A 20,441-nucleotide genomic window follows, 5' to 3' on the forward strand; every position below is an offset into this window, starting at 1 on the left:
CTATTAAAATTATAATTTTGTATTTTAATTTCAGTTTTTCTGCTAAAAGCCATTTAAAATTGTTATAATTTATATTATAGATAATTTATTTCCTATTCATAGTTTAGTGTTATTCTGTCTTATTAGATGTGAATATTCTTTTAGTTTAGTCATTGTTTAGCTCTAAGAAAATGAAAATTAGAAAGCGAAGAAATTATGAATAAAAAAATATACAAACAATTCATTAAATGGATTTTATACCTATCCGCAATAGTAATTATTATTGTGTTTTATTGGTTTGATAAACCTATTAATAATAAAAAAAATTATATAAATAACCCTATTTTTAGTAAAAATATAGATATTTATTCTCAACCAGCCCATTCTTTTTCTTCTTTGCAACAGAAAAAGCACAAAAAAATTTTCAGCCGTAATTCTAAAAAAAAGTTCGAAAGTTATTCATACAAAGGGAACAAAAATAATTACAAACTTAATGAACAAAAATTAGACACTAAAACCATAAATATTAAATTAATATTAGATTTTAGTGACTCTACCAGTAATTTAATGATTGATGACATTAATCATTATATAGCTAATAACAGCAAATATTTCGATCAAATAACTAAGTTATTTCTGCAAAATAATATTAAAATTAATAGTAAATATATTAGCAAATTATCGCCAATAATATGAATAAATATCGATGTTAATGACGAACATCTCGCCCTTAAACTTCTGGAAGAATTAGATTTTATTGCTTTAATAATTAATAATTTACCAAAAACAACTTCTGGAAAAGCAGTACCATTTGAATTATTTAAAAATAAAAACCAAAAGTCTTCTAAAAAATGATTTCATACGATATTAGATGGTAGACGAAATGGTAATTATAATAACTGATCACCAAATGATGATATTTTTAAAAATTGATACATACCTAGTAATGTACCTTTGCCACCAGAAATTTTTCATGAACAAAAAGAAATAGTAGAATATGATAAAGGTATTGGTCGCATACGTGCAAGAATTGGTGTAGTTGAACCGGATATGAGCGGTATTTTTGATGAAAACGATGGCGAAAAAGTCGGGTTTGCATTTAATGAAATACACTATTTTAACATAGGTGGAGCACCACAAGTAAAGCTAAAAGATGATCAAAATGATCATGCAATATTAGTATCAAAAATAGCAGGTGGAACGGGTGGGTTTTCTCCTGGCGCAGATTTGTTTATAGTAAATTTAGCCGACATAGATTTTGACTCTCCAACTTGAATGACTGTTTTTGAAAGACTTATAATTGAATATAAAATTAAAATAATAAATCATAGTTATGGGTATGATTTTATAAGTCAAAGTGATATTGGGGCTGACTTTAAAAACACTTATAACATTGATTCACTTATAGAAAATTCAGTTGCTAAATACATCGATCACATCTTTTATTTAGATTTTTTGTCAAGAAAATATGGTGTTATAAACGTTTTTGCAGCCGGAAACGAGAACGCCCTTAGATTAACAAAAGATAATGATCTTGAGAAATATGGCTACATATCTGGATATGCAAATGCTCTAAATTCAATTGTTGTTGGCTCAACTTTTGGTACTAAAGACAATTTTTTTGCTAGTGATTTTAGCAATAGATTACTACCAAAAGAACAAAATGAATTACCAAAACCATTAATTTCAGCTCCCGGAGAAAATATAACTGGAATGCCAGGCCAAAAATCCCCTGCTTCTGGGACTAGTTTTTCTGCACCAATTGTAACTGGAATAATATCAGAAATTTATTCAGCATATTATTGAATGCTTAAAGATAAAAATATTATTCCCGCAATAATGAGTTTGCTTGCTTCTTCGGCGAATGACAGTAGTTTTGATTTGGATAAAATTAAGTTATATGTTGAATCAACAAAACAATCCAACGAAAAAGAAGGTGTTTTTTCCACAATTGATGATTATTTTTCAAATCCAACAAAAAAATCATATTTAGAAAAATACAATAATGAAAGAAAAACTAAGCCAAGCGGATTGGATTGGGCTATTGGAGCCGGCCAAATTAGTTTTAAAAACATAAAAAAAGCTATTTCTAATTTAAAAACATTTAGTGTTTCATATGATAATGATAGTGAGAATGTTTATTACAGCCTAGATATAGAAATTGAAAAAGGTAAAAAGTTAAAAGCTTCTCTTGCTTGAGCCTTTAATGCTGGATTAACTAAACCAGTATGAGAACCATTTGCAGAATATAGTTCAAAAAATGAAGGTAAAAATGATTCTTGATTTGGTAAATTTTCAGCATTACTTGGTAGCCCTTTTTTTTATGACATAGATACAGTAGACCAACTTTTAAAAGAAAAATATGAAAAAGAGTTTCATCCAAAATACCCTAATGAGTGGTTAAATAGAAAAACACTTTTTGAAAAACAAAAAGATACATTATTTAGCGATTATAATTTAATTTTGCAAAGAAAAGAGAGAGGATTTTGGCAAGACATTAAATTAAACTCTGGAAAATCAGAAAAATCAAATGTAGAATTAATAAGATATACAGCTGAAAAAACAGGAATTTATCGGTTAGTTGTTAAAAAAAATAGATCCTCTTTGTTCAAAAATTCGATAGATGATGATTTGGCGGTTTCACATGTCATTCAATAAGAAAAAATATTTATTTTTAGCACCTTTAATTGTTTTACCGTGGATTTTTCCAGCTATAATTTTTGCCCTTCAAAATAAAAATAACAATTTTGAAGCAAAAATTTCACCCCCTAAAAAAAATAATTTGTTCAATATAAACATAAACGATAATGAAAATTTAAAATCTAACATTTTTCCCAAAAAAAATTTGTTCACTATAAAGGCAAAGGACAGTGAAGCTTTAAAATCTAACATTTTTTCCTATAATGATTTAGTGCGAATACAAAGGGATGAAAAAAAGGCTATTTGGTTTAAAAATAGTGACTGAATGCCGATTTTTTTGAACGATCATGAAAAAATTCAAGAAATAATCAAAAAATATCTATATTTTGAAAGTGAAAATTTTAAAACTTACAACGACAAGGAATTCGATAAATTGTCTACTTTTTTCTCCAATGAGTATGACAAAGCTACTACTGAAGGTCAAAACTTCCAAAAATTACAAGCAAGTTCACATTTTGGTAATGACCAAAAAATACTTACTAAAAATTTTTTTATTATCGATGGTCTTAATCAGTATAAGGAATTTTTTAAAGAATACGTTGCCAAAGAACCCTTTTTAAAATATGATAACGATAATGAATTTTTTGCTAAAAATTTATTTTTTATATATATTAACGGGAAAAAATTAGCTAACCCATTACTTATAAATGAAAAGTATTTACCCACTAATTTGTCCCCTATTAAATTTCTGACTCATAAAAATCATAATTTTATTATTTCAATACCAGAAAAACTTTTTAATTATAAAGATGTAAGTAAAAATAGGAGAGGAATTCCAGAATTTGAGGTTTATTTTAAATTTTATCCAAAAGACAAATTTCAAAAAACAAACGAATTATCAACTATAAAATTAAATAAAATTCAGGATTTGTATTTGTACAACTTGCTGGACAAAACATCGCCAGAATTTGCGACTTTTTTAGATTTAATGAACAAAAAAGAGAAAATTTTAGCCCGCAATAATTTGAAGATAACCGCATTATATGGTGCCAAAAATGAACAGTATTTAAAAAATGAACCCAAAACAGAAATTTTTTCAGATTTTGACGATGTAAAACAATTTATTTATAATAAAAATTTATCTAAAAACCTTGAATGAGAAGAACCATTTCACCTCGCCAATTTATTTATTCCTAGCAAAAAAATTCATGAACCTGAAAAATTTAATAAATTCATTCTTAAATCTCAAAATGTAGATGATATTTTTCTTGATGAAGTTTTTTATTCAGAAGTTGATAAAAACTCAGGCAAAATTACGCTCTATTCTTTAAATTACAAATTAATTTTTCCAGAAACCTTGAAAAATATTGAAAAATTGAATTATAAAAATTTACTAATGTTTGAAAAAATTGATTTTGGCGATATAAATATTAAAAATGTTGAGTTAAAAACAGTAAATTCACTCGAAGAATTTAATAATATATACAAAAAAATACAAGGCTAGCATGGATTTAAAAAAATATAAAAAAATTTTTCTATTAGGATTTATATTAACTAATTTAGGTGCCGCTACCGCGGTTTCGGTTGCTTTGGCTCTTAATAATAATAATAATTTTATTAGTATCTCAGACACTAAAAAAATAACTGATCTTAATAAACTTTTATGACTAAACAACCCATATTGACATAACATTTTGAAAAAACAACCCCAAAAATTGGATTTATTAATTCAAAAATACCCCCTATTTGAAGACTATTGATTTGATGATTTACGTGAAAATATCGCTTTAAGAAGATTGTCAGGCTTCTTTTATTCTGAGAGCGCCAAAAACGAAGACACAATGGAATTTAATGTTATTTGGGATCAAGGACAACTAAAAGACAAGAAAATTGCAGATAATTTCGTTGTCTTAGATAATAAAAATGATTTCTTATCTTTTATTTCTAAATTAAAAATTGAAAAACTAAGTAAAAGAATTTTGTCAACTCCTGATTTTTTTGAGAAAAAATCAGTTATTATTTATATACGTTCTGAAGATATTGCTGATGGTTCATCGTTTAATTCAAAATCAAAAATATCATCATTAAACCCTAATCATATTTTCCAAAATAACCAAAATGATGGAAAAACAAGCATTATTTCTTTTGACTCAAAATTTGAAAATTTTTTTCACACAGGAAGAGAGTACAGATACACCGGTTCGCCAAGAGTAAGGCAACCAAGGATGCCAGGAGTAAAGAAACCAATAGTAATTGTTCCTAGACCCTCTGATCGTCCAAATACAACAACTACAGATTTTGACATTTTTTACAAAATTATCGATAAGTCAAACAAACATGTTTTTGACCATAGTTTCGATATTCATATTAAAAATATTGAAGATCTTGTACTTTACAATAAAATTATTCGCCATAAAGAATCAAGCGAGTTTAAAAAATTTCTTTTAAAAAAGCAAGAAATTTTTAAGAAAAACCCTTTTCAACTCACTCGTTTATATGCTATGCAGGAGTTAAATCCATCAAACCAAAGTACTGAAGAAGACCAAATTTTTTCTACATTAGAAGAGACAAAAAAATTCATTACTAATGTTTCGCAATTAAAAAATTGAGATTGGGGCGATGCTTTTCACCCTTCAAATTTGTTCACTTACAAGGATAACAATTCTGAAGAATTTAATAAATTCATACTAAAAAAACAAAATCCAAAAATTATTTTTGACGATCAGATTTTATATTGAAAGATAGACAAAGATATAATTAAAATTTATACCTTTAATTATAAAGATTTGTTTCCTAATTTTGCCGTTGAACCAGATAATTTTACAATAAATGATCTCCAAAAATTTGAAAAAATAGATATTGGAAATACTGATATTAAAAAGATAGAGTACATAAAAATCAAAACATTAGAGGAATTTATCTCATTGCATAATCAAATAACAGCAGCTTAATTTTAGTTTTGACAAAATCATCAAAAAACCGCCAATTTTTATCATATTATGGCGGATTTTTTTATTAAGACAGATTATGCAAACTGGACCAACAAGAATAAAATTTGGATATTTTTATTAAATCAAACAGATATCTTGTTGGTCAAATCAGTAGTTGTAATTATAAATTCCTGGAATAAATTGGGGCTATTAATACTGAAACAAAAAACAGCAAAATATCTCAACTAAGCAATACCAAAAGTTAAATCTAATGAAGCAAAGTTGTAAATATTAGAGACTTTTTGATCAAAATCTCCAAGTTAAAAAGATAAAGATTTAAAAAACTTGTCTAAAATTTTAAGAAAAAGTAGATGTAAACTTTATATTATCAAGATTATCAATTTTATTTTTATCAATTAGAAGAACATAACTTTTAAACCAATCATAGTATCCTACTACTGGAGCAATCACAGCTCTTTTGCGGTAGTCTTCGAATTTCCATTTTAATTCTAATGTTTTTGTATTTTCATTAAAATTAAAATCAACAAGATTTAGCCCTTTTGCTCTCCGATCGCCTCAATAACCAAAAAGTTCACTAACATAATTATTTAAAATGATTGCATCTTTATTTGATAAATCAATTGTTTCACTTAATTCATTAACCTGTTTTTCATCAAGAATTTCAACACTATGTCTATTAACTGTTGAGAATGATTTTTGCTTATTAGGTATAATTAAATCAACAAGATCTTGCTTACTTTTAACTAAATAAGTATTATGTAATTGCTTATTATTTTCACTTTCTTGTTTTTCCTTTTTAAACAAAAACTGATTTTTATTAACATAATCTTTATAAATAAATACATACTCATCTCTAAAATCATTAAAACTCAATGATTTTTTAGAGTCTTTTTTTGTTTTTAATTCTTCATCAGTTAATTTATGGATGTTATCTATAAAAAAACGAGGATAGTCACCTTCAAATGTTAAGACATTATTTTTATCATTTCAAAATTGATATGTACTTATTTTTGCCAACTGTTGTTGATTTTGTAGATCATAAAGATAAATCAAATACCCTCCAACACCAACTAAAATTGTGCTTTGAATTCAAAACCACGTTCCAAGGGAGAAAAAAGTTCAAAAATTTCTTTTACTATTTTTTGACATAAGTTATAACCACCTCAGGAAGATTATCGTTATAATAATCATAACGAAATGCTTGGAATTTGTAATACCCTGTTTCTGGAATTTCAAATTCAGTAACTTCAAGATTTCTGTCACTATTAGTTGATTGACTAATTACTTTATTATTTTCATCTAATATTTTTAAGTCAACATCTCTTTTATCATTTTGATTTTGATAAAGAAAACCAAGTGTTGCTCGAATTTTATCTCCTTTGCGGAAAAAAACCTTTCTTTGGTTGTCGGTGCTGTTTTTTGATTTTTTCACATCTTTAAACACAAGAACATTTTGGACAGCTTCCTCAATTTTCTTATATTCTGGTATGCCATAGCCTGTTTCAGGACTATAGATTGTTGATGAATTTTTAGGTTTTCTGGATCCTGCGATTAAAGAGGTTTTAAAAATTAAAGAATCAGAGCCTAAATCAAAGTAACCTTTGAATTTTTGTTTTAATGTACCAGCTATTGCTGTTATAACAGGCGCAGCAAAACTTGTACCACTTGCCTGATATGAATAACCAATTATTGTACCATTTTCATCTTTGACTGGTGATTGTTCGGAAAAGGTGTATGTACCAGGTGCAACAACTGAAACATAGTTTAAATTGTTTCCTATTTGTGAATAACTAGTTTTGTTTTCGTCAAAATCAATCGCCCCAACAATTACACTATTTCGCGACAAAGCAATATCAGCCAACACTTTTTTCTTTTCAAATTCGTTTCCAGCTGAAACAATATTTATCAATTCGTTATTATTATATATTAAACTATCAAAATATTCTGATAGTCAATTATATTTAGATAGAAACTGCACAATACTTCAACTATTATTTACAATATTTGTGTAATATAATAGATAATTCATTTCGCCAGATATACCATTTCAATTTAAACTTATCTCAACAGAAACAAGGCCTAAAGTTGGGTTGATTCCCTTTTTCCCAACAATAATTTCAGCAACCTGCGAAGCGTGACGTGAGTAACTTTCACCGTATAACCAATGGTTCCTTCATCACATGTCATTACCATATTTTTTGTTTCAAGTAAAACCTTTGTAATTATCTTCAATCACACCTCCCCACTCTAAAATACCCACTTTAACGTCTGAGTCAATAAATCTTGTAAAGTGTTTAGAACGGTCTTCGATATTCAAGCCAACCATATTATATGCTTGAACATTTTCGGTTTCAGAATAAAAATGAGGATAATTATACCTTTCAAATAATACATCTGATTTAACGATATTTTTTAATGTTTTTTTGTTGCCTTTAATAAAATCATCATAATAAGTGTTGGTATTGAAATTATAAATTTTGCTATAGTTTATCTTGTTTGTTTTAAGTCAATTAATTATGAACTCAAGTAATTTTTTGTTGTCTATTTTTTTAACATGCGCTATCGAAAGAACCCCAGTATACTCGTCGTATTTTATAGGGAAATCTGTTTTAAATTTTATATTTAGAGTTTCTTTTAGATCTCTAAGCGAACCACTATCTATATTTTTTATAAAAATATCAAATCGATTAACACCCATATTAATCTTTTTGCCCTCTGATTCAAGAGATGAGCTAGTAAGATAAACATCATGGACATCATAGCTTGATACATTTGAAAAATTAGTAGTAGTTTGGTAGTTAAAAGTGTTATTTAAATTTGTATTAAAGGTAACTAGTGATATGGGCGCCAAAATAAATAATGAGCGCACTAATTTAAAAAATATTTTTTTTGCCCTTGTCATAAGAATCCTAATTATTGAAAATTTGTGAATTATATAATTAATTATAACATTACTTATAAAATAAAGGGAAATTTACTGCAAATAAATACTTTTATATCAAAAAATTTAAAAAGTTCAATTTTTTGAATTTTTCTTCAAATTTTATTTGCAGTAACAAACATTTGAGCCTCGAAATTTACAACATTTTTAAAGTCTAAATTACACAACAACAGTAACTTAAATATTTAAAAATAAATTTATAGGTTTTAAACAGGAATAGACTATAATTTATTATATTATGACAATTAGTAAAACAAGAAAACCTGTGGACAATTTGAAAAATTTAGTTTTTTTGTCACTAGCAATGCGCCTTACTAAATTTGTATTGGGCACTACTTTATTTTTCTTATTTGTTATCCCTTCCATTAGCGCATGATTTTCAACTCGCGACTCATTTATTGTTGGTTCTGAACTTATAGCAGCTATGTTTGCTTGAATTTTTGTTACTATTGTAAGTCGAGTTTTAACGATTGCTTATATCATAAAAGTAAGTTTCCCTGACAAAATTTTTATGAATATAGAACCAAATTCGCCAAAATCACTAAAACTTTCAGTAATTAAAGTTACAGCAATTATTGGCTTTTTCATACCATTGTTTGATGTATTTTCAATGTTGATGTTTTTAGTTTTTGCCCACAACCATAAAAAAGAATCGCTAGACAGTTTCACTCCAAAAATTGCATAAGTTACATTAATAACTTAAAAAATTAGAAATCACACTTCTTTAAGAAATCAATACCAAAATTAAAACGTTTTTATGGCGGCTTTAGTGTTTGGTATTAGTTTGAAATAAGGATTGTTTTAGGTCAAAAAACCCATTATTAATTTTTTTTTACTAATTTATTTGGAAATTTTTTTCTTTCTGATATAATTTTTAAGGCAATACATAGAGATAATAACTGTCAGAATGACTTAATTTGTTGTTTGAATGTATTTTCAAAGTATTGCTCCTAAAACAGAAAGGAGTCTAGATTTGAACGCTTTTCGCCAAAAAAAGGCAGAAATAATTACTGAAATTAGAGATTTGCTCGAGAAATCTTCTTCTTTAGCAATTGCTGAATATCGCGGACTTTCAGTTGCCGAATTAGAAAGTTTGCGTCAGGAACTAAAGAAATCAGGTGTTTTTACTAGAATTTATAAAAATCGACTTTTCAAAATTGCAGCAGATGAACTCGGTTTTTCTAATCTAAAATCAGAATTAGTGGGTCCGAATTTATTTGCTTTTGGTCTTGAAGACCCAATTGCACCCGCTAAAATTATTACAAAAGTCGCAAAAGATCAACCTTTATTAATATTAAAAGGTGGGATTTACGAAAAAAGTGTTGTTACACCGCAAGAAAATACCGCTATTGCTTCACTTCCAAATTACACTGAAGCAATTACAATGCTTGCTTCTTCTCTTCAAGCCCCACTGAAACAATTGGCTTTTGGACTTAAATTATTAATAGATGAACAAAAAATAACTGCATAAAAAAGGAAAAAAAATGGCTAAAATTACTAAAGAACAATTCATCGAGTCATTGAAAGAAATGACAATTAAAGAAGTAATGGAATTTGTTGATGCTCTTAAAGAAGAATTTGGGGTAGATCCTTCTGCTGTTGCTGTTGCAGCTGCTCCAGAAGCTGCCGCTGAAGTAAAATCTGAAGTTAAATTAACTCTAAAAGCAGCCGGACAACAAAAAGTTGCTGTTATAAAAGTTATTAAAGATATGCTTGGATTAAGTTTGATGGATGCTAAAAAACTTGTTGATGCAGCACCTTCTGTCATAAAAGAAGCAATAAAACCTGAAGAAGCTGAGGAATACAAAGCTAAATTAGTAGAAGCCGGAGCTGAAGTTTCTATTGATTAATATTTCAAAAAATTAATTTTAAAAAGCAAAAATGGTGTTCTAAACGCCTTTTTTGTTATTTTTACTTTACTAAAATAAAATATTTTTTTAATATTTTATTAATTTTTTTGAAATTTTGTATAAAAACGCTTTGATTTTTTTGCTTTTTAAATATAATATATAACCTAAACAAAAAAGGGGAAAAAGGGGTGAGTCATGAACCAATTATTTAAGCTAAAATCTTATGGCATAGGAACCCAGCGCCGTTTTTACGGAAAGACAAATAATACACTAGAAACGCCAGATTTCTTAGATTCCTTGCGTGAATCTTTTGACTGGTTTTTAAGCACTGGAATTGCACAAGCATTTGATAAAATTTTTCCAATTGTTTCTTCAAACGGTAAATTGGAAATTAAATTTCGTCCTGATTCAATTAGAGTTGAAAAACCTGAAAATGAATATTTAGCGATTCGTGAAGCTAAAATTAAAGGTAAAACTTATGCTGCTAGAGTTTATGTTACTTTAGTTAAAATTCAAGTTGAAGATGGTGAAATGGAAGAGCAAGAAATTTTACTTTCTGAGTTTCCATTTATGACCCAAGGCGGAACTTTTATTATAAATGGCTTTGAAAAAGTTATTGTTTCACAATTAATTCGCTCTCCAGGTGTTTGTTTTCGTGAAAATGTTCGAAATCGTCAAGCTGATGACCTTTTTAATAAGGTCGAAATTATTCCGCAACTTGGTTCATGAATGGAAATTTTCCACAAAGTTACTGGAAACCAAGTTGACACAGTTAAGTTTCGTGTTGATAAACATAAAAACATCCCTTTAATGGCGTTTTTAAAAAGTCTTGGCTTTACAAACGAAACAATTCGTAAGTATTTTGGAAATTCACCAGAATTACAGGAATCAATTCGCCGTCACAAAATCGACTCAATTGACGAAAATCTTGAGTCAATTTATCGTATTATTCGTAAAGATGACCGTGTTACTGAAGAAGGTCTAAAAAACCTAATTCCATCAATTATTTTCAATGAAAGACGTTATAATCTTTCTGCAACAGGTCGTTACATGTTAAATTCAAAGTTGAATTTAATTGACCGAATTTCTCAAACTTACCTTGCAGAAGATTTAGTAAATAAAGAAGGTGAAATTTTATACCAAAAAGGACTTTACATTAGTCGCTCAATTGCTATTGAAATTCAGGAAAAATTCAATAACTCTGAGTTTGAACTCTCCACAATTGAAGGCGTAGATTCAAGTATTTATGCACGCCAATTACAAATTAGCCGTAATGAACGTCTTGGCGAAAGAATTTATGTTGCAATTGTAAAAGTTTGACCAAACAAAAAAGCGATGATTCAAGAAACTGAACCTGTAAGCGTAATTGCAACAGATCCAAGTTTGACCGAAACTACTTTGGTTTTATCAGATATAATTGCGATTGTTTCATATTACTTTAATTTACTGCACAATTTAGGGAAAAATGACGATCCTGATTCATTAATTAATAAAAGAATCGTTAGTGTTGGTGAACTTTTACAAAATCAGTTTTTAATTGCCCTTACTAAAATTGAAAAAAACAGTAAGGAAAGAATTTCTTCAAAATCTGATTTATCCCAGCTAACCGTAAAATCAATTATTAATAACAAACCGATTTATAATCAGTTTAAAAATTTCTTTAACTCCTCAAAATTGTCACAATTTATGGATCAAATTAATCCATTAGGAGAAACTGCCAATAAAAGACGGGTAACTTCACTTGGTCCAGGTGGTTTAAATCGTGATACTGCTCAATTTGAGGTTCGGGATGTTCATGCAACTCATTATGGTCGTATTTGTCCTGTCGAGACTCCTGAAGGGCAAAATATCGGTCTAATTCTTAACTTTTCAGTTTTTTCACGCACAAATAAATACGGTTTTATAATGACTCCTTATTATAAAGTCACAAATCGTGTTGTTGATTTTAGCAAAGTTCACTGACTAACTGCAGCCGAAGAATTTGGACTTAGTTTTGCTCAGTCTTCAATCGAAATTGATGAAAATAACAAAATTATTGCCGACAAATTAACCGTTCGTAAAAATCAAACATATCTTGTTCTTGATGCAAATCAAGTCGATTATATCGACGTTTCTTCAATGCAAATGACATCAATTTCGGCCTCAGCAATTCCTTTCTTGGAAAATAATGACGCTAACCGTGCACTTATGGGTTCAAACATGCAACGTCAAGCCGTTCCATTAATTAAACCAGAGGCACCGCTAGTTGCAACAGGAATTGAAGCAGATATTGCCCGTTTTTCAGCAACAAATATTCGCGCCCTTGAAGATGGAAAAGTTATTTTTGTTGATGCCAAAAAAATCGTTGTTAACTCCGAAAATTCAACAAAAACCTATTTTTTACGGGCTTTTGAAAAATCAAACCAAGAAACACTAATTTTACAAAAACCAACTGTAAAAGTCGGTGACTTTGTTAAAAAAGGTCAACTAATTTGTGATGGTCCATCAACCGAAAATGGTGAACTTGCCCTTGGTAAAAATGTCCTTGTTGCTTTTAGTACTTGATATGGCTACAACTACGAAGATGCCATCATAATTAGCGAAAAACTCGTAAAAGACGACGTTTTTACCTCAATTCACATTCAAGAACAGACAATAAAGTTCCGTTCATCTAAGGCGGGAAATGACATTCTAACCGCTGAAGTGCCAAATGCTTCGGCCAGATCACGTGCTCATCTTGATGCAAACGGAATTGTAATTGTTGGTTCAGAGGTTGATACTGGAGATATTTTAGTCGGAAGAACTTCGCCAAAAGGAGAAGACAACCCAACAGCCGAAGAAAAATTAATGGCCGCAATTTGGGGTAAAAAAGCACTAGCACAAAAAGACACCTCTCTCCGGGTAAAAAATGGTGAAGGTGGAACCGTAATTGATGTCCAAATTCTTTCACGAGATCAAGGCGATAATCTTGAAGAAGGTGTTGGAATGCTGGTCAAAATTTTGATCGCTCAAAAAAGAAAAATAAAAGTGGGCGACAAAATGGCTGGACGCCACGGAAATAAAGGTGTTGTTTCTGTTGTTCTTCCAGTTGAAGACATGCCATTTTTAGAAGACGGAACACCTATTGACATTGTTTTAAATCCTCAGGGTGTGCCATCACGTATGAATATCGGTCAAGTTTTAGAACTTCATCTTGGTATGGCAGCAAAAAAACTTGATACAAAATTTGTTACCCCTGTTTTTGATGGTATCAAAATTGACACCATTCAAGATTTATTCAAAGAAGCTAACATTCCGCAGTCAGGAAAATTTAAATTAATTGACGGAATTACAGGTCAACCTTTTGAAAATCCAGTTTCAGTTGGCTACATGTACATGCTTAAATTGCAGCACATGGTTGACGATAAAATGCATGCAAGATCAATTGGCCCTTATTCTCTGACAACCCAACAGCCCTTAGGTGGAAAATCACAAAACGGTGGACAAAGATTCGGGGAAATGGAAACTTGAGCGCTCGAGTCTTTTGGGGCTGCCTCTGTTTTATCAGAACTCTTAACCTATAAATCTGATAATATTCAAGGTCGAAATTTACTTTATAATAATATAATTTCCGGTGGACAAATTCCGCGGCCAGGAACACCTGAGTCTTTCAATGTTTTGGCTTACGAACTTCGTGGACTTTTAATTAAATTGGAAGTTCACAAAAAACATCTATTTGATGAGCCGGAAGTTGAGACAACAAATAATCTTGAATTTGCCGAAATTCCAACTGAAATTATTGACGAATATAATGATGAATTTCCCGGTGAAGGACGTCGACAAATTGACTATAACGACGATCAGTATGACTTTGATGAAGAAAACATCGATTTTGACTAATTGAGGGAATAATTCACTTTTTTAACTAAAAGCAAATTATGCCTATTTTTAAAGGAGAATTTAAAAAATGAACACAAAGGTTTCTCGCCAGTATGCAAAAATTTACGAAAATTCAATCGAAAAAATTTCGCTTGCACTTGCAACCCCTCAAGATGTCCTTGACTGATCTCGCGGTGAAGTAACCCGTCCTGAGACAATAAATTATAAAACTTTCAAACCTGAAAGAGGAGGACTTTTTGATGAGTTAATTTTTGGTCCACTTGTTGATTTTAAATGTTCAATTTGTGGACGAAAATACCGTAAAGCAAACGAAAATCAACTCTGTATTGCCACAAAAGAGTGTCAAATTTCAAAATCACAAATAATGTCAAAATTGTCCCGTCGTTATGCAATGGGTCATATTGCCCTTAACACACCGATTTTGCACTTTTGATTTTTCAAAATCGACCACTCGATTGTTGCAAAACTTTTAGGACTAAAAGTTTTTGAGGGCGATAAATTAACTTCCAACATTTCAAAAACAGCCTTAGAACAACTTATTTATTATAAGTCTCACATTGTTCTTGAAACTGGTGGTCTAAAATCACTGCAAAAAAATAAAATAATCGACATTTCCGAAGCAGGTTTAATTTACAAAAATGCACTTGTGGAAATTCTTGAAACTTACGAGCCCGAAACTGATGAATACGAAGCAGTTGCTGAGGCTCTTTCAGAATTAACCGACCTTGCCTCAAGTAAAATAGGCCGTGAATACGGGATAGATTATTACGAACTCAATGAAGTAATTCAAGAATTTTCAGATGCCCGAATTGCAACTGGAACCGAGGCAATTGAGTATTTGCTTGATAAATTAGACTTACACGCTGAAAAAAAACAGGTAGAAGCTGAACTTGCAGTTTTACAAAAACAATCTCACCAAAACAAAAAAGTTGTCATAAAAAACCAAAAACGCGACAAACTCTATAAAAGATTGCAAGTAATTAATGCTTTTATTAATTCAGGCCAAGACCCTAAATCAATGATTATTAAAAATCTTCCGGTAATTCCGGCCGATTTAAGACCATTGGTTCAACTTGATGGTTCTCGTCATTCAACAAGTGATTGTAATGAACTTTATCGTCGAATTATAATTCGAAATAACCGTCTAAAAAGATGAAAAGAATCCGAAGCACCTGTAATTATCATTCAAAATGAGATGAGAATGCTTCAAGAAGCAATCGATGCTCTAATTGACAATCAGAAAAAAACAACCAACCAAGTAACAACAAAAGAAAACCGTCCTTTGAAGTCAATTTCTGACTCACTTACTGGAAAAAAAGGAAGATTTCGTCAAAACTTACTTGGAAAACGTGTTGACTATTCAGGTCGTTCAGTTATTGTCGTTGGTCCAAAACTAAAAATGCACCAAGCTGGACTACCGCGAAAAATGGCTGCTGTTCTTTTTGAGCCTTGAATTATCCGTAATTTAATTCAAGAAAAAAAAGTCGGCTCAATTAAGTCAGCCCGTAAAATGATTGAAGAAGAAAATCCAATTATTTGACCTCATGTTGCAAAAGTTATTAAAACTAGACCGATAATTCTTAACCGTGCGCCAACCTTGCACCGACTTTCAATTCAAGCTTTTGAACCAGTTTTAGTTCGAGCAAAGGCAATTCAACTTCATCCACTAGTTACTGCTGGGTTTAATGCTGACTTTGACGGTGACCAAATGGCCGTACACATTCCAATTTCGCCTGAAGCTGTTCGTGAAACTAGAGAACTAATGTTTGCTGACAAAAACATTTTAGGCCCAAAAGATGGTGAGCCAATTGTTAATCCTTCTCAAGACATGGTGCTTGGACTTTATTATTTATCCCAAGAAAAAGCTGGTGCAAAAGGTGAGGGATCATTCTTTTCATCTTATGATGAAATGCTAAAAGCCTATGAATTTCGATCTGTAGAGCTTCATGCAAGAGTCGTTTTACCTTTTGAGTCAGTCAAACCTTTGGTTGGGAAAAATTCACGTGGACACATAATTTCAACAGTTGGTAAATTTATTTTAAATAATATTTTCCCTGAAAATTTCCCATTTATTTTTGACCACAATGTTGATGAATTAGAACTAAATTATCCCCGTCAAATTAAAAAATATGTCCTACCGTACGGTACAAATTTCCGTGATTACATTCAAAATTTACAAATCAATGAACCTTTAAATAAAAAAGCAATTGCAAAAATTGTAAGACAAATTTTTGACACATATGACGGAGTTCTTGCAAAAGAAGACATTGCCAACGTTATTGACCAGTTAGACTTTGAAAATTATCAAGACTGTATTTTAATTTACGAAAAACTTCGTGATTACAAAGGGGAAAAATTACCAATTTCTCACCTTGCAAAACTGTCTGAATTTACAATTTTTGAGTTTGACCAGTTATTTAAACGTCAACAACAAGCCGGAAGAGCCGAAGTTTACCGTGTTTTTGAAGATCATGAAAAAGTTGACCTCCTCGAAAAAATTTGGTTCAAGTACAACAACATGGTTTCTTCAATTCTTGATAAAATTAAGGATCTTGGATTTTACTATTCAACAATTTCAGGAACCTCAATTGCAATTAGTGACATTAAAGTCGCACCTAAAAAACACGAATTTATCGCCGAAGGTGAAAAATATATTAGTCAACTTAATAACTTTTTCAACCAAGGTCTAATCACTGATGATGAAAGATATGTTCTAGCGATTGCAAAATGAACCCAAATTAAGAACGAAATTCAAGACGACCTTAATGAATCAATTGTAAATGAAGCCCACAACTCGCTGGTAATGATGATGAAATCTGGAGCTAGAGGTAATATTTCTAACTTCGTCCAACTTGCCGGAATGCGTGGTCTGATGGCCAACAACGTTAAGGCCTTGAAGGTCGATGCTGAAAACGAACGTGTTGTTCGTTCAATTGTTGAAGTTCCGGTTAAGTCATCATTTGTTGAGGGTCTAACTTCATTTGAATTTTACTCTTCAACTCACGGAGCTAGAAAAGGTCTAACCGATACAGCCCTTAACACTGCAAAATCAGGTTACCTAACTCGAAGACTAGTTGACGTTGCCCAAAACATTGTTGTTGCAGCCGATGACTGTTTTTCAGATTTTGGCTTTGTGGTTAAAGACATAATTGACACTAAAACAAATACAATAATCGTTCCTTTAATTGAAAGAATTGAAGGTCGCTTTTTAAATAAAGATGTCTATGATTCAAAAGGAAATAAAATTGCTAGCGGTGGACAACTTGTTAATCTCCAAATTGCAAAACAAATCGCAAATGCTGGTGTTAAAAAAGTGGAAATTCGTTCAATTTTGTCCTGTCATATCAAAAATAGTGTCTGCAAAAAATGCTACGGAAAAGATTTGGCAACAAACCGTTTAGTTTCAATTGGTGAGGCTGTCGGAATTATTGCTGCCCAGTCAATTGGTGAGCCAGGAACTCAGCTAACGATGAGAACTTTCCACACCGGAGGGGTTGCCAACGTTGAAGATATTACAGGTGGATTTACCCGTCTAATTGAACTAATTGACTCTCACGAACACCCTTGAGGTCGACCAGCAAAAATTTCACCTTATTATGGAACAATCACCAAAATTTCTGATCTGTCGGAAAAAAACGCTACAAGCAAAGGACTTTTAATTACAATTGACTATAAAAATGCCCAAGGTGAAAAAGCTGAACATATGGTCCGTGTTGAGCAAAATCAGAAACTTCGAGTTCAAGTTGGCGACAAAGTTATTCCAGGTCAAAAACTAGTTGAAGGGCCGATTATTCTAAAAGAATTATTGGCAATTTCTGATGCTAGAACACTACAAAACTACCTGCTCAAAGAAATTCAAAGAATTTACCGTATGCAAGGAATAACAATTTCTGATAAATACATTGAAATTATTATTCGCCAAATGTTGTCAAAAATTCAAATTACTGAAAGTGGCGACTCTAATTTCTTCATTGGATCAATTGTTGACATTAGCGACTATCAAGAAGTCAATGGCCAGCTTATTTCTGAAGGTAAAAATCCTGCTTTTGGAAACATAATTGTCAAAGGTGCTAAACAAATTCCATTGCTTTCAAACTCATTTTTGGCTGCGGCAAGTTATCAAGAAACATCCAAAATTCTTGTTCATTCAGTTATTTCATCACAAGCTGACAAACTTGAAGGGCTTAAAGAAAACATAATTGTCGGCCACAAAATTCCTGCCGGAACAAATTCAAATTATGAACCTAAGTCCAAATTTGACATCCGTGATCCATTCAGTTTTTTCATGAAAACTTCACGCTAAAAGTTTATGAACTCTGAAGATTTAGCTAAAAATTATCGTTTTTGCCAACAAATAATCTCCAAAACTTGCTCTGATTTGGAGATTATTTTTAATTTAATTATTAGTAAAAAAATTCAATTTATTTATTTAGTTGGGCCCTACGGTTCAGGAAAAACTGATTTTACCAAAAAATTTGCACAAAAAATCGGAATAAAAGACAAAATTATTTCTCCGTCATTTAATTTTATGTTTGCCTACGAGAATTTAGTTCATATTGACCTTGACAATTTTTCATCAAAACTGGACGAATTTCAGGACTATTTTGAGCAAAATTTTGTTGTAATTGAATGGGCAAACAAGCTTGAGGAATTATCTCAAAACTCAATTTTGATTAGTTTTGAGATAATTGACCAAGAGTCAAGAAAAATTCAATTTTGTTGAAACTAAAACAAAAAAACCTATGAATTCATAGGTTCCTAAATCGAAGATAAAAATGCAACGTATAGTATAATAATATTATAGTTGCATTTTTTTATTTTTGGAGTATCATGGAAAAAAGAAAATTTAAACATTTTAGTTTTGAAGATTTAGTAAAAATTGAGTTTTTATTGCAGCAGAACAAAAGTATTAGATTTATTGCTAGGCAACTTAATGTTGCACCCTCAACTGTCTCAAGAGAAATTAAAAGAAATCTAAATGAATATGGAATTTATGAAGCTAATTTGGCAATAACAAAAAGGCGAAAAAGATATTATCATAGGTATTATTTTAGATTTGTTGTGTTAGGAAAATATGAAGAATTTAGCAAAATTTTTGCAATAAAATATGACAAAAAAGTCCATGGAGTTAAAGCGACATATTTTTATATAGCAGAAAATTTCCCGAACATTGAAAGGCCATCTTTAAAGACTGTTTTTAACTGAATCAAAACTAATAAATGGGTATTAGTTAGGAGTGACAGACTCAGAAAATATTACAAAAAAGGTGGAAAAAGAACCAGAAATGCCGTGCAAAGATTAGTTCCAGAAGGTTATGTAAAACCCATTTGAGCACGTGATAAATCCATAGATTCTAGGCAAGATTTTGGACATTGAGAGCTAGATTTAGTAGTTGGCAAAAAAGCCAGTGGACATGATAATATCCTAACTTTAGTAGAAAGAAAAACTAGAAAATTATTTGCTAAAAAAGTGCGAAGCAAAAATCCAAAAGCCATCAATAAAGCCATCAAAGATCTTGCAAATGAAAATAATTTAGTTATCAAAACTATCACTTGCGACAATGGGATTGAATTCGAGGAAATTGCAATATTGGCATATTGATTAAGAGTAATAATTTATAAAGCAGAACCATATGCTTCATTTCAAAGAGGTTCTAACGAGCATGCAAACGGATTAATTAGAAGGTTTTATCCAAAAGGTTTTGATTTTAACCTAATTAGTGATGATGATTTACAAAATACAATCAGTAAAATTAACTCAATGCCTAGGGAAATTTTTAATTGAAAATCCGCTTTTGAGGTCTTTAATGATAACTTAGTTATTTAAGATTTAAAAAAATCGCCGTTTGGCGATTTCAAAAATATCTATGTGTTGCATTTATATTTTTAATTTGGGAACCTATGAATTCATAGGTTTTTTTAGTTTTTGACAATATTTTAACCCACTTTGCCTGAGTTTGGCGGCTTGATGGCGAAAATTCACTTTTTAGTGAATCTAAATATGAAAAAACACCCGTAAATCCGGGTTTTTTTGGTGTAAAACTTTAATTTTTATAGTTTTGAAATTAACCCTTTGCAAAAAAAAAAAAAAAATGTTTGGTCAAAAATAAAGTTATGTTATAATTAACAACACTTAAGAATAATTAATAAATTTTGATATTGAATTAAGGGGAATAAGTTATGTTTTTGTCATAAAAAAATTAGAAAATGTGAATTATCCATT

12 protein-coding genes are annotated in these 20,441 nt (G+C 30.3%); 10 read left to right on the forward strand and 2 right to left on the reverse strand.

The window, feature by feature from the left end; translation table 4 throughout:
- Positions 1 to 195: 195 nt before the first annotated feature.
- The 3 genes from R7X45_RS02865 to R7X45_RS02875 are packed head-to-tail and all read left to right on the forward strand — an operon-like array spanning position 196 to position 5,570.
- On the forward strand, positions 196 to 2,637 hold the full coding sequence (locus tag R7X45_RS02865; protein ID WP_318055836.1) for a S8 family serine peptidase: 2,442 nt from the start codon (positions 196 to 198) through the stop codon (positions 2,635 to 2,637).
- Positions 2,624 to 4,123 (forward strand): hypothetical protein, encoded by a 1,500-nt coding sequence (locus R7X45_RS02870; protein WP_318055837.1) that lies wholly within the window; start codon positions 2,624 to 2,626, stop codon positions 4,121 to 4,123. Before R7X45_RS02865 ends, R7X45_RS02870 begins: the two co-directional genes overlap by 14 nt.
- 1 nt (position 4,124) lies before the next feature.
- On the forward strand, positions 4,125 to 5,570 hold the full coding sequence (locus R7X45_RS02875; protein WP_318055838.1) for a hypothetical protein: 1,446 nt from the start codon (positions 4,125 to 4,127) through the stop codon (positions 5,568 to 5,570).
- A 336-nt stretch (positions 5,571 to 5,906) separates the two neighbouring features.
- Here R7X45_RS02875 and R7X45_RS02880 read toward each other — a convergent pair whose 3' ends face one another.
- Complete coding sequence (locus tag R7X45_RS02880) at positions 5,907 to 6,719, reverse strand: hypothetical protein (RefSeq protein ID WP_313359217.1); 813 nt, start codon at positions 6,717 to 6,719, stop codon at positions 5,907 to 5,909.
- Positions 6,706 to 8,472 carry a S8 family serine peptidase gene (locus tag R7X45_RS02885; RefSeq protein ID WP_318055839.1) on the reverse strand — a complete coding sequence of 589 codons (1,767 nt, stop codon included), beginning with the start codon at positions 8,470 to 8,472 and terminating at the stop codon, positions 6,706 to 6,708. The genes R7X45_RS02880 and R7X45_RS02885 overlap by 14 nt, the downstream gene beginning before the upstream one ends.
- 277 nt (positions 8,473 to 8,749) lie before the next feature.
- On the opposite strand from R7X45_RS02885, the gene R7X45_RS02890 reads away from it, so the two are divergent.
- The 7 genes from R7X45_RS02890 (at position 8,750) to R7X45_RS02920 (ending at position 20,045) form a co-directional block, all read left to right on the forward strand.
- The gene (locus R7X45_RS02890; RefSeq protein WP_318055840.1) at positions 8,750 to 9,196 is read left to right on the forward strand and encodes a hypothetical protein; all 447 of its coding nucleotides are present in this window, start codon (positions 8,750 to 8,752) and stop codon (positions 9,194 to 9,196) included.
- 288 nt (positions 9,197 to 9,484) lie between these two features.
- Positions 9,485 to 9,982: a 50S ribosomal protein L10 gene (rplJ, locus tag R7X45_RS02895; protein ID WP_044285718.1), complete on the forward strand. Its 498-nt coding sequence runs from the start codon at positions 9,485 to 9,487 to the stop codon at positions 9,980 to 9,982.
- Between the two features lie 13 nt (positions 9,983 to 9,995).
- Positions 9,996 to 10,361 carry a 50S ribosomal protein L7/L12 gene (rplL, locus tag R7X45_RS02900; RefSeq protein ID WP_010320971.1) on the forward strand — a complete coding sequence of 122 codons (366 nt, stop codon included), beginning with the start codon at positions 9,996 to 9,998 and terminating at the stop codon, positions 10,359 to 10,361.
- Between the two features lie 195 nt (positions 10,362 to 10,556).
- On the forward strand, positions 10,557 to 14,219 hold the full coding sequence (locus R7X45_RS02905; RefSeq protein WP_318055841.1) for a DNA-directed RNA polymerase subunit beta: 3,663 nt from the start codon (positions 10,557 to 10,559) through the stop codon (positions 14,217 to 14,219).
- Positions 14,220 to 14,286: 67 nt separating this feature from the next.
- Positions 14,287 to 18,522 (forward strand): DNA-directed RNA polymerase subunit beta', encoded by a 4,236-nt coding sequence (locus tag R7X45_RS02910; RefSeq protein ID WP_318055842.1) that lies wholly within the window; start codon positions 14,287 to 14,289, stop codon positions 18,520 to 18,522.
- 6 nt (positions 18,523 to 18,528) lie between these two features.
- Positions 18,529 to 18,948 carry a tRNA (adenosine(37)-N6)-threonylcarbamoyltransferase complex ATPase subunit type 1 TsaE gene (gene tsaE, locus R7X45_RS02915; RefSeq protein WP_318055843.1) on the forward strand — a complete coding sequence of 140 codons (420 nt, stop codon included), beginning with the start codon at positions 18,529 to 18,531 and terminating at the stop codon, positions 18,946 to 18,948.
- Between the two features lie 101 nt (positions 18,949 to 19,049).
- Positions 19,050 to 20,045: an IS30 family transposase gene (locus tag R7X45_RS02920; protein WP_318055844.1), complete on the forward strand. Its 996-nt coding sequence runs from the start codon at positions 19,050 to 19,052 to the stop codon at positions 20,043 to 20,045.
- Positions 20,046 to 20,441 lie beyond the last annotated feature (396 nt).

This window comes from Mesomycoplasma ovipneumoniae, from assembly GCF_033343935.1.
Lineage (GTDB): Bacteria > Bacillota_I > Bacilli_A > Mycoplasmatales > Metamycoplasmataceae > Mesomycoplasma > Mesomycoplasma ovipneumoniae_G.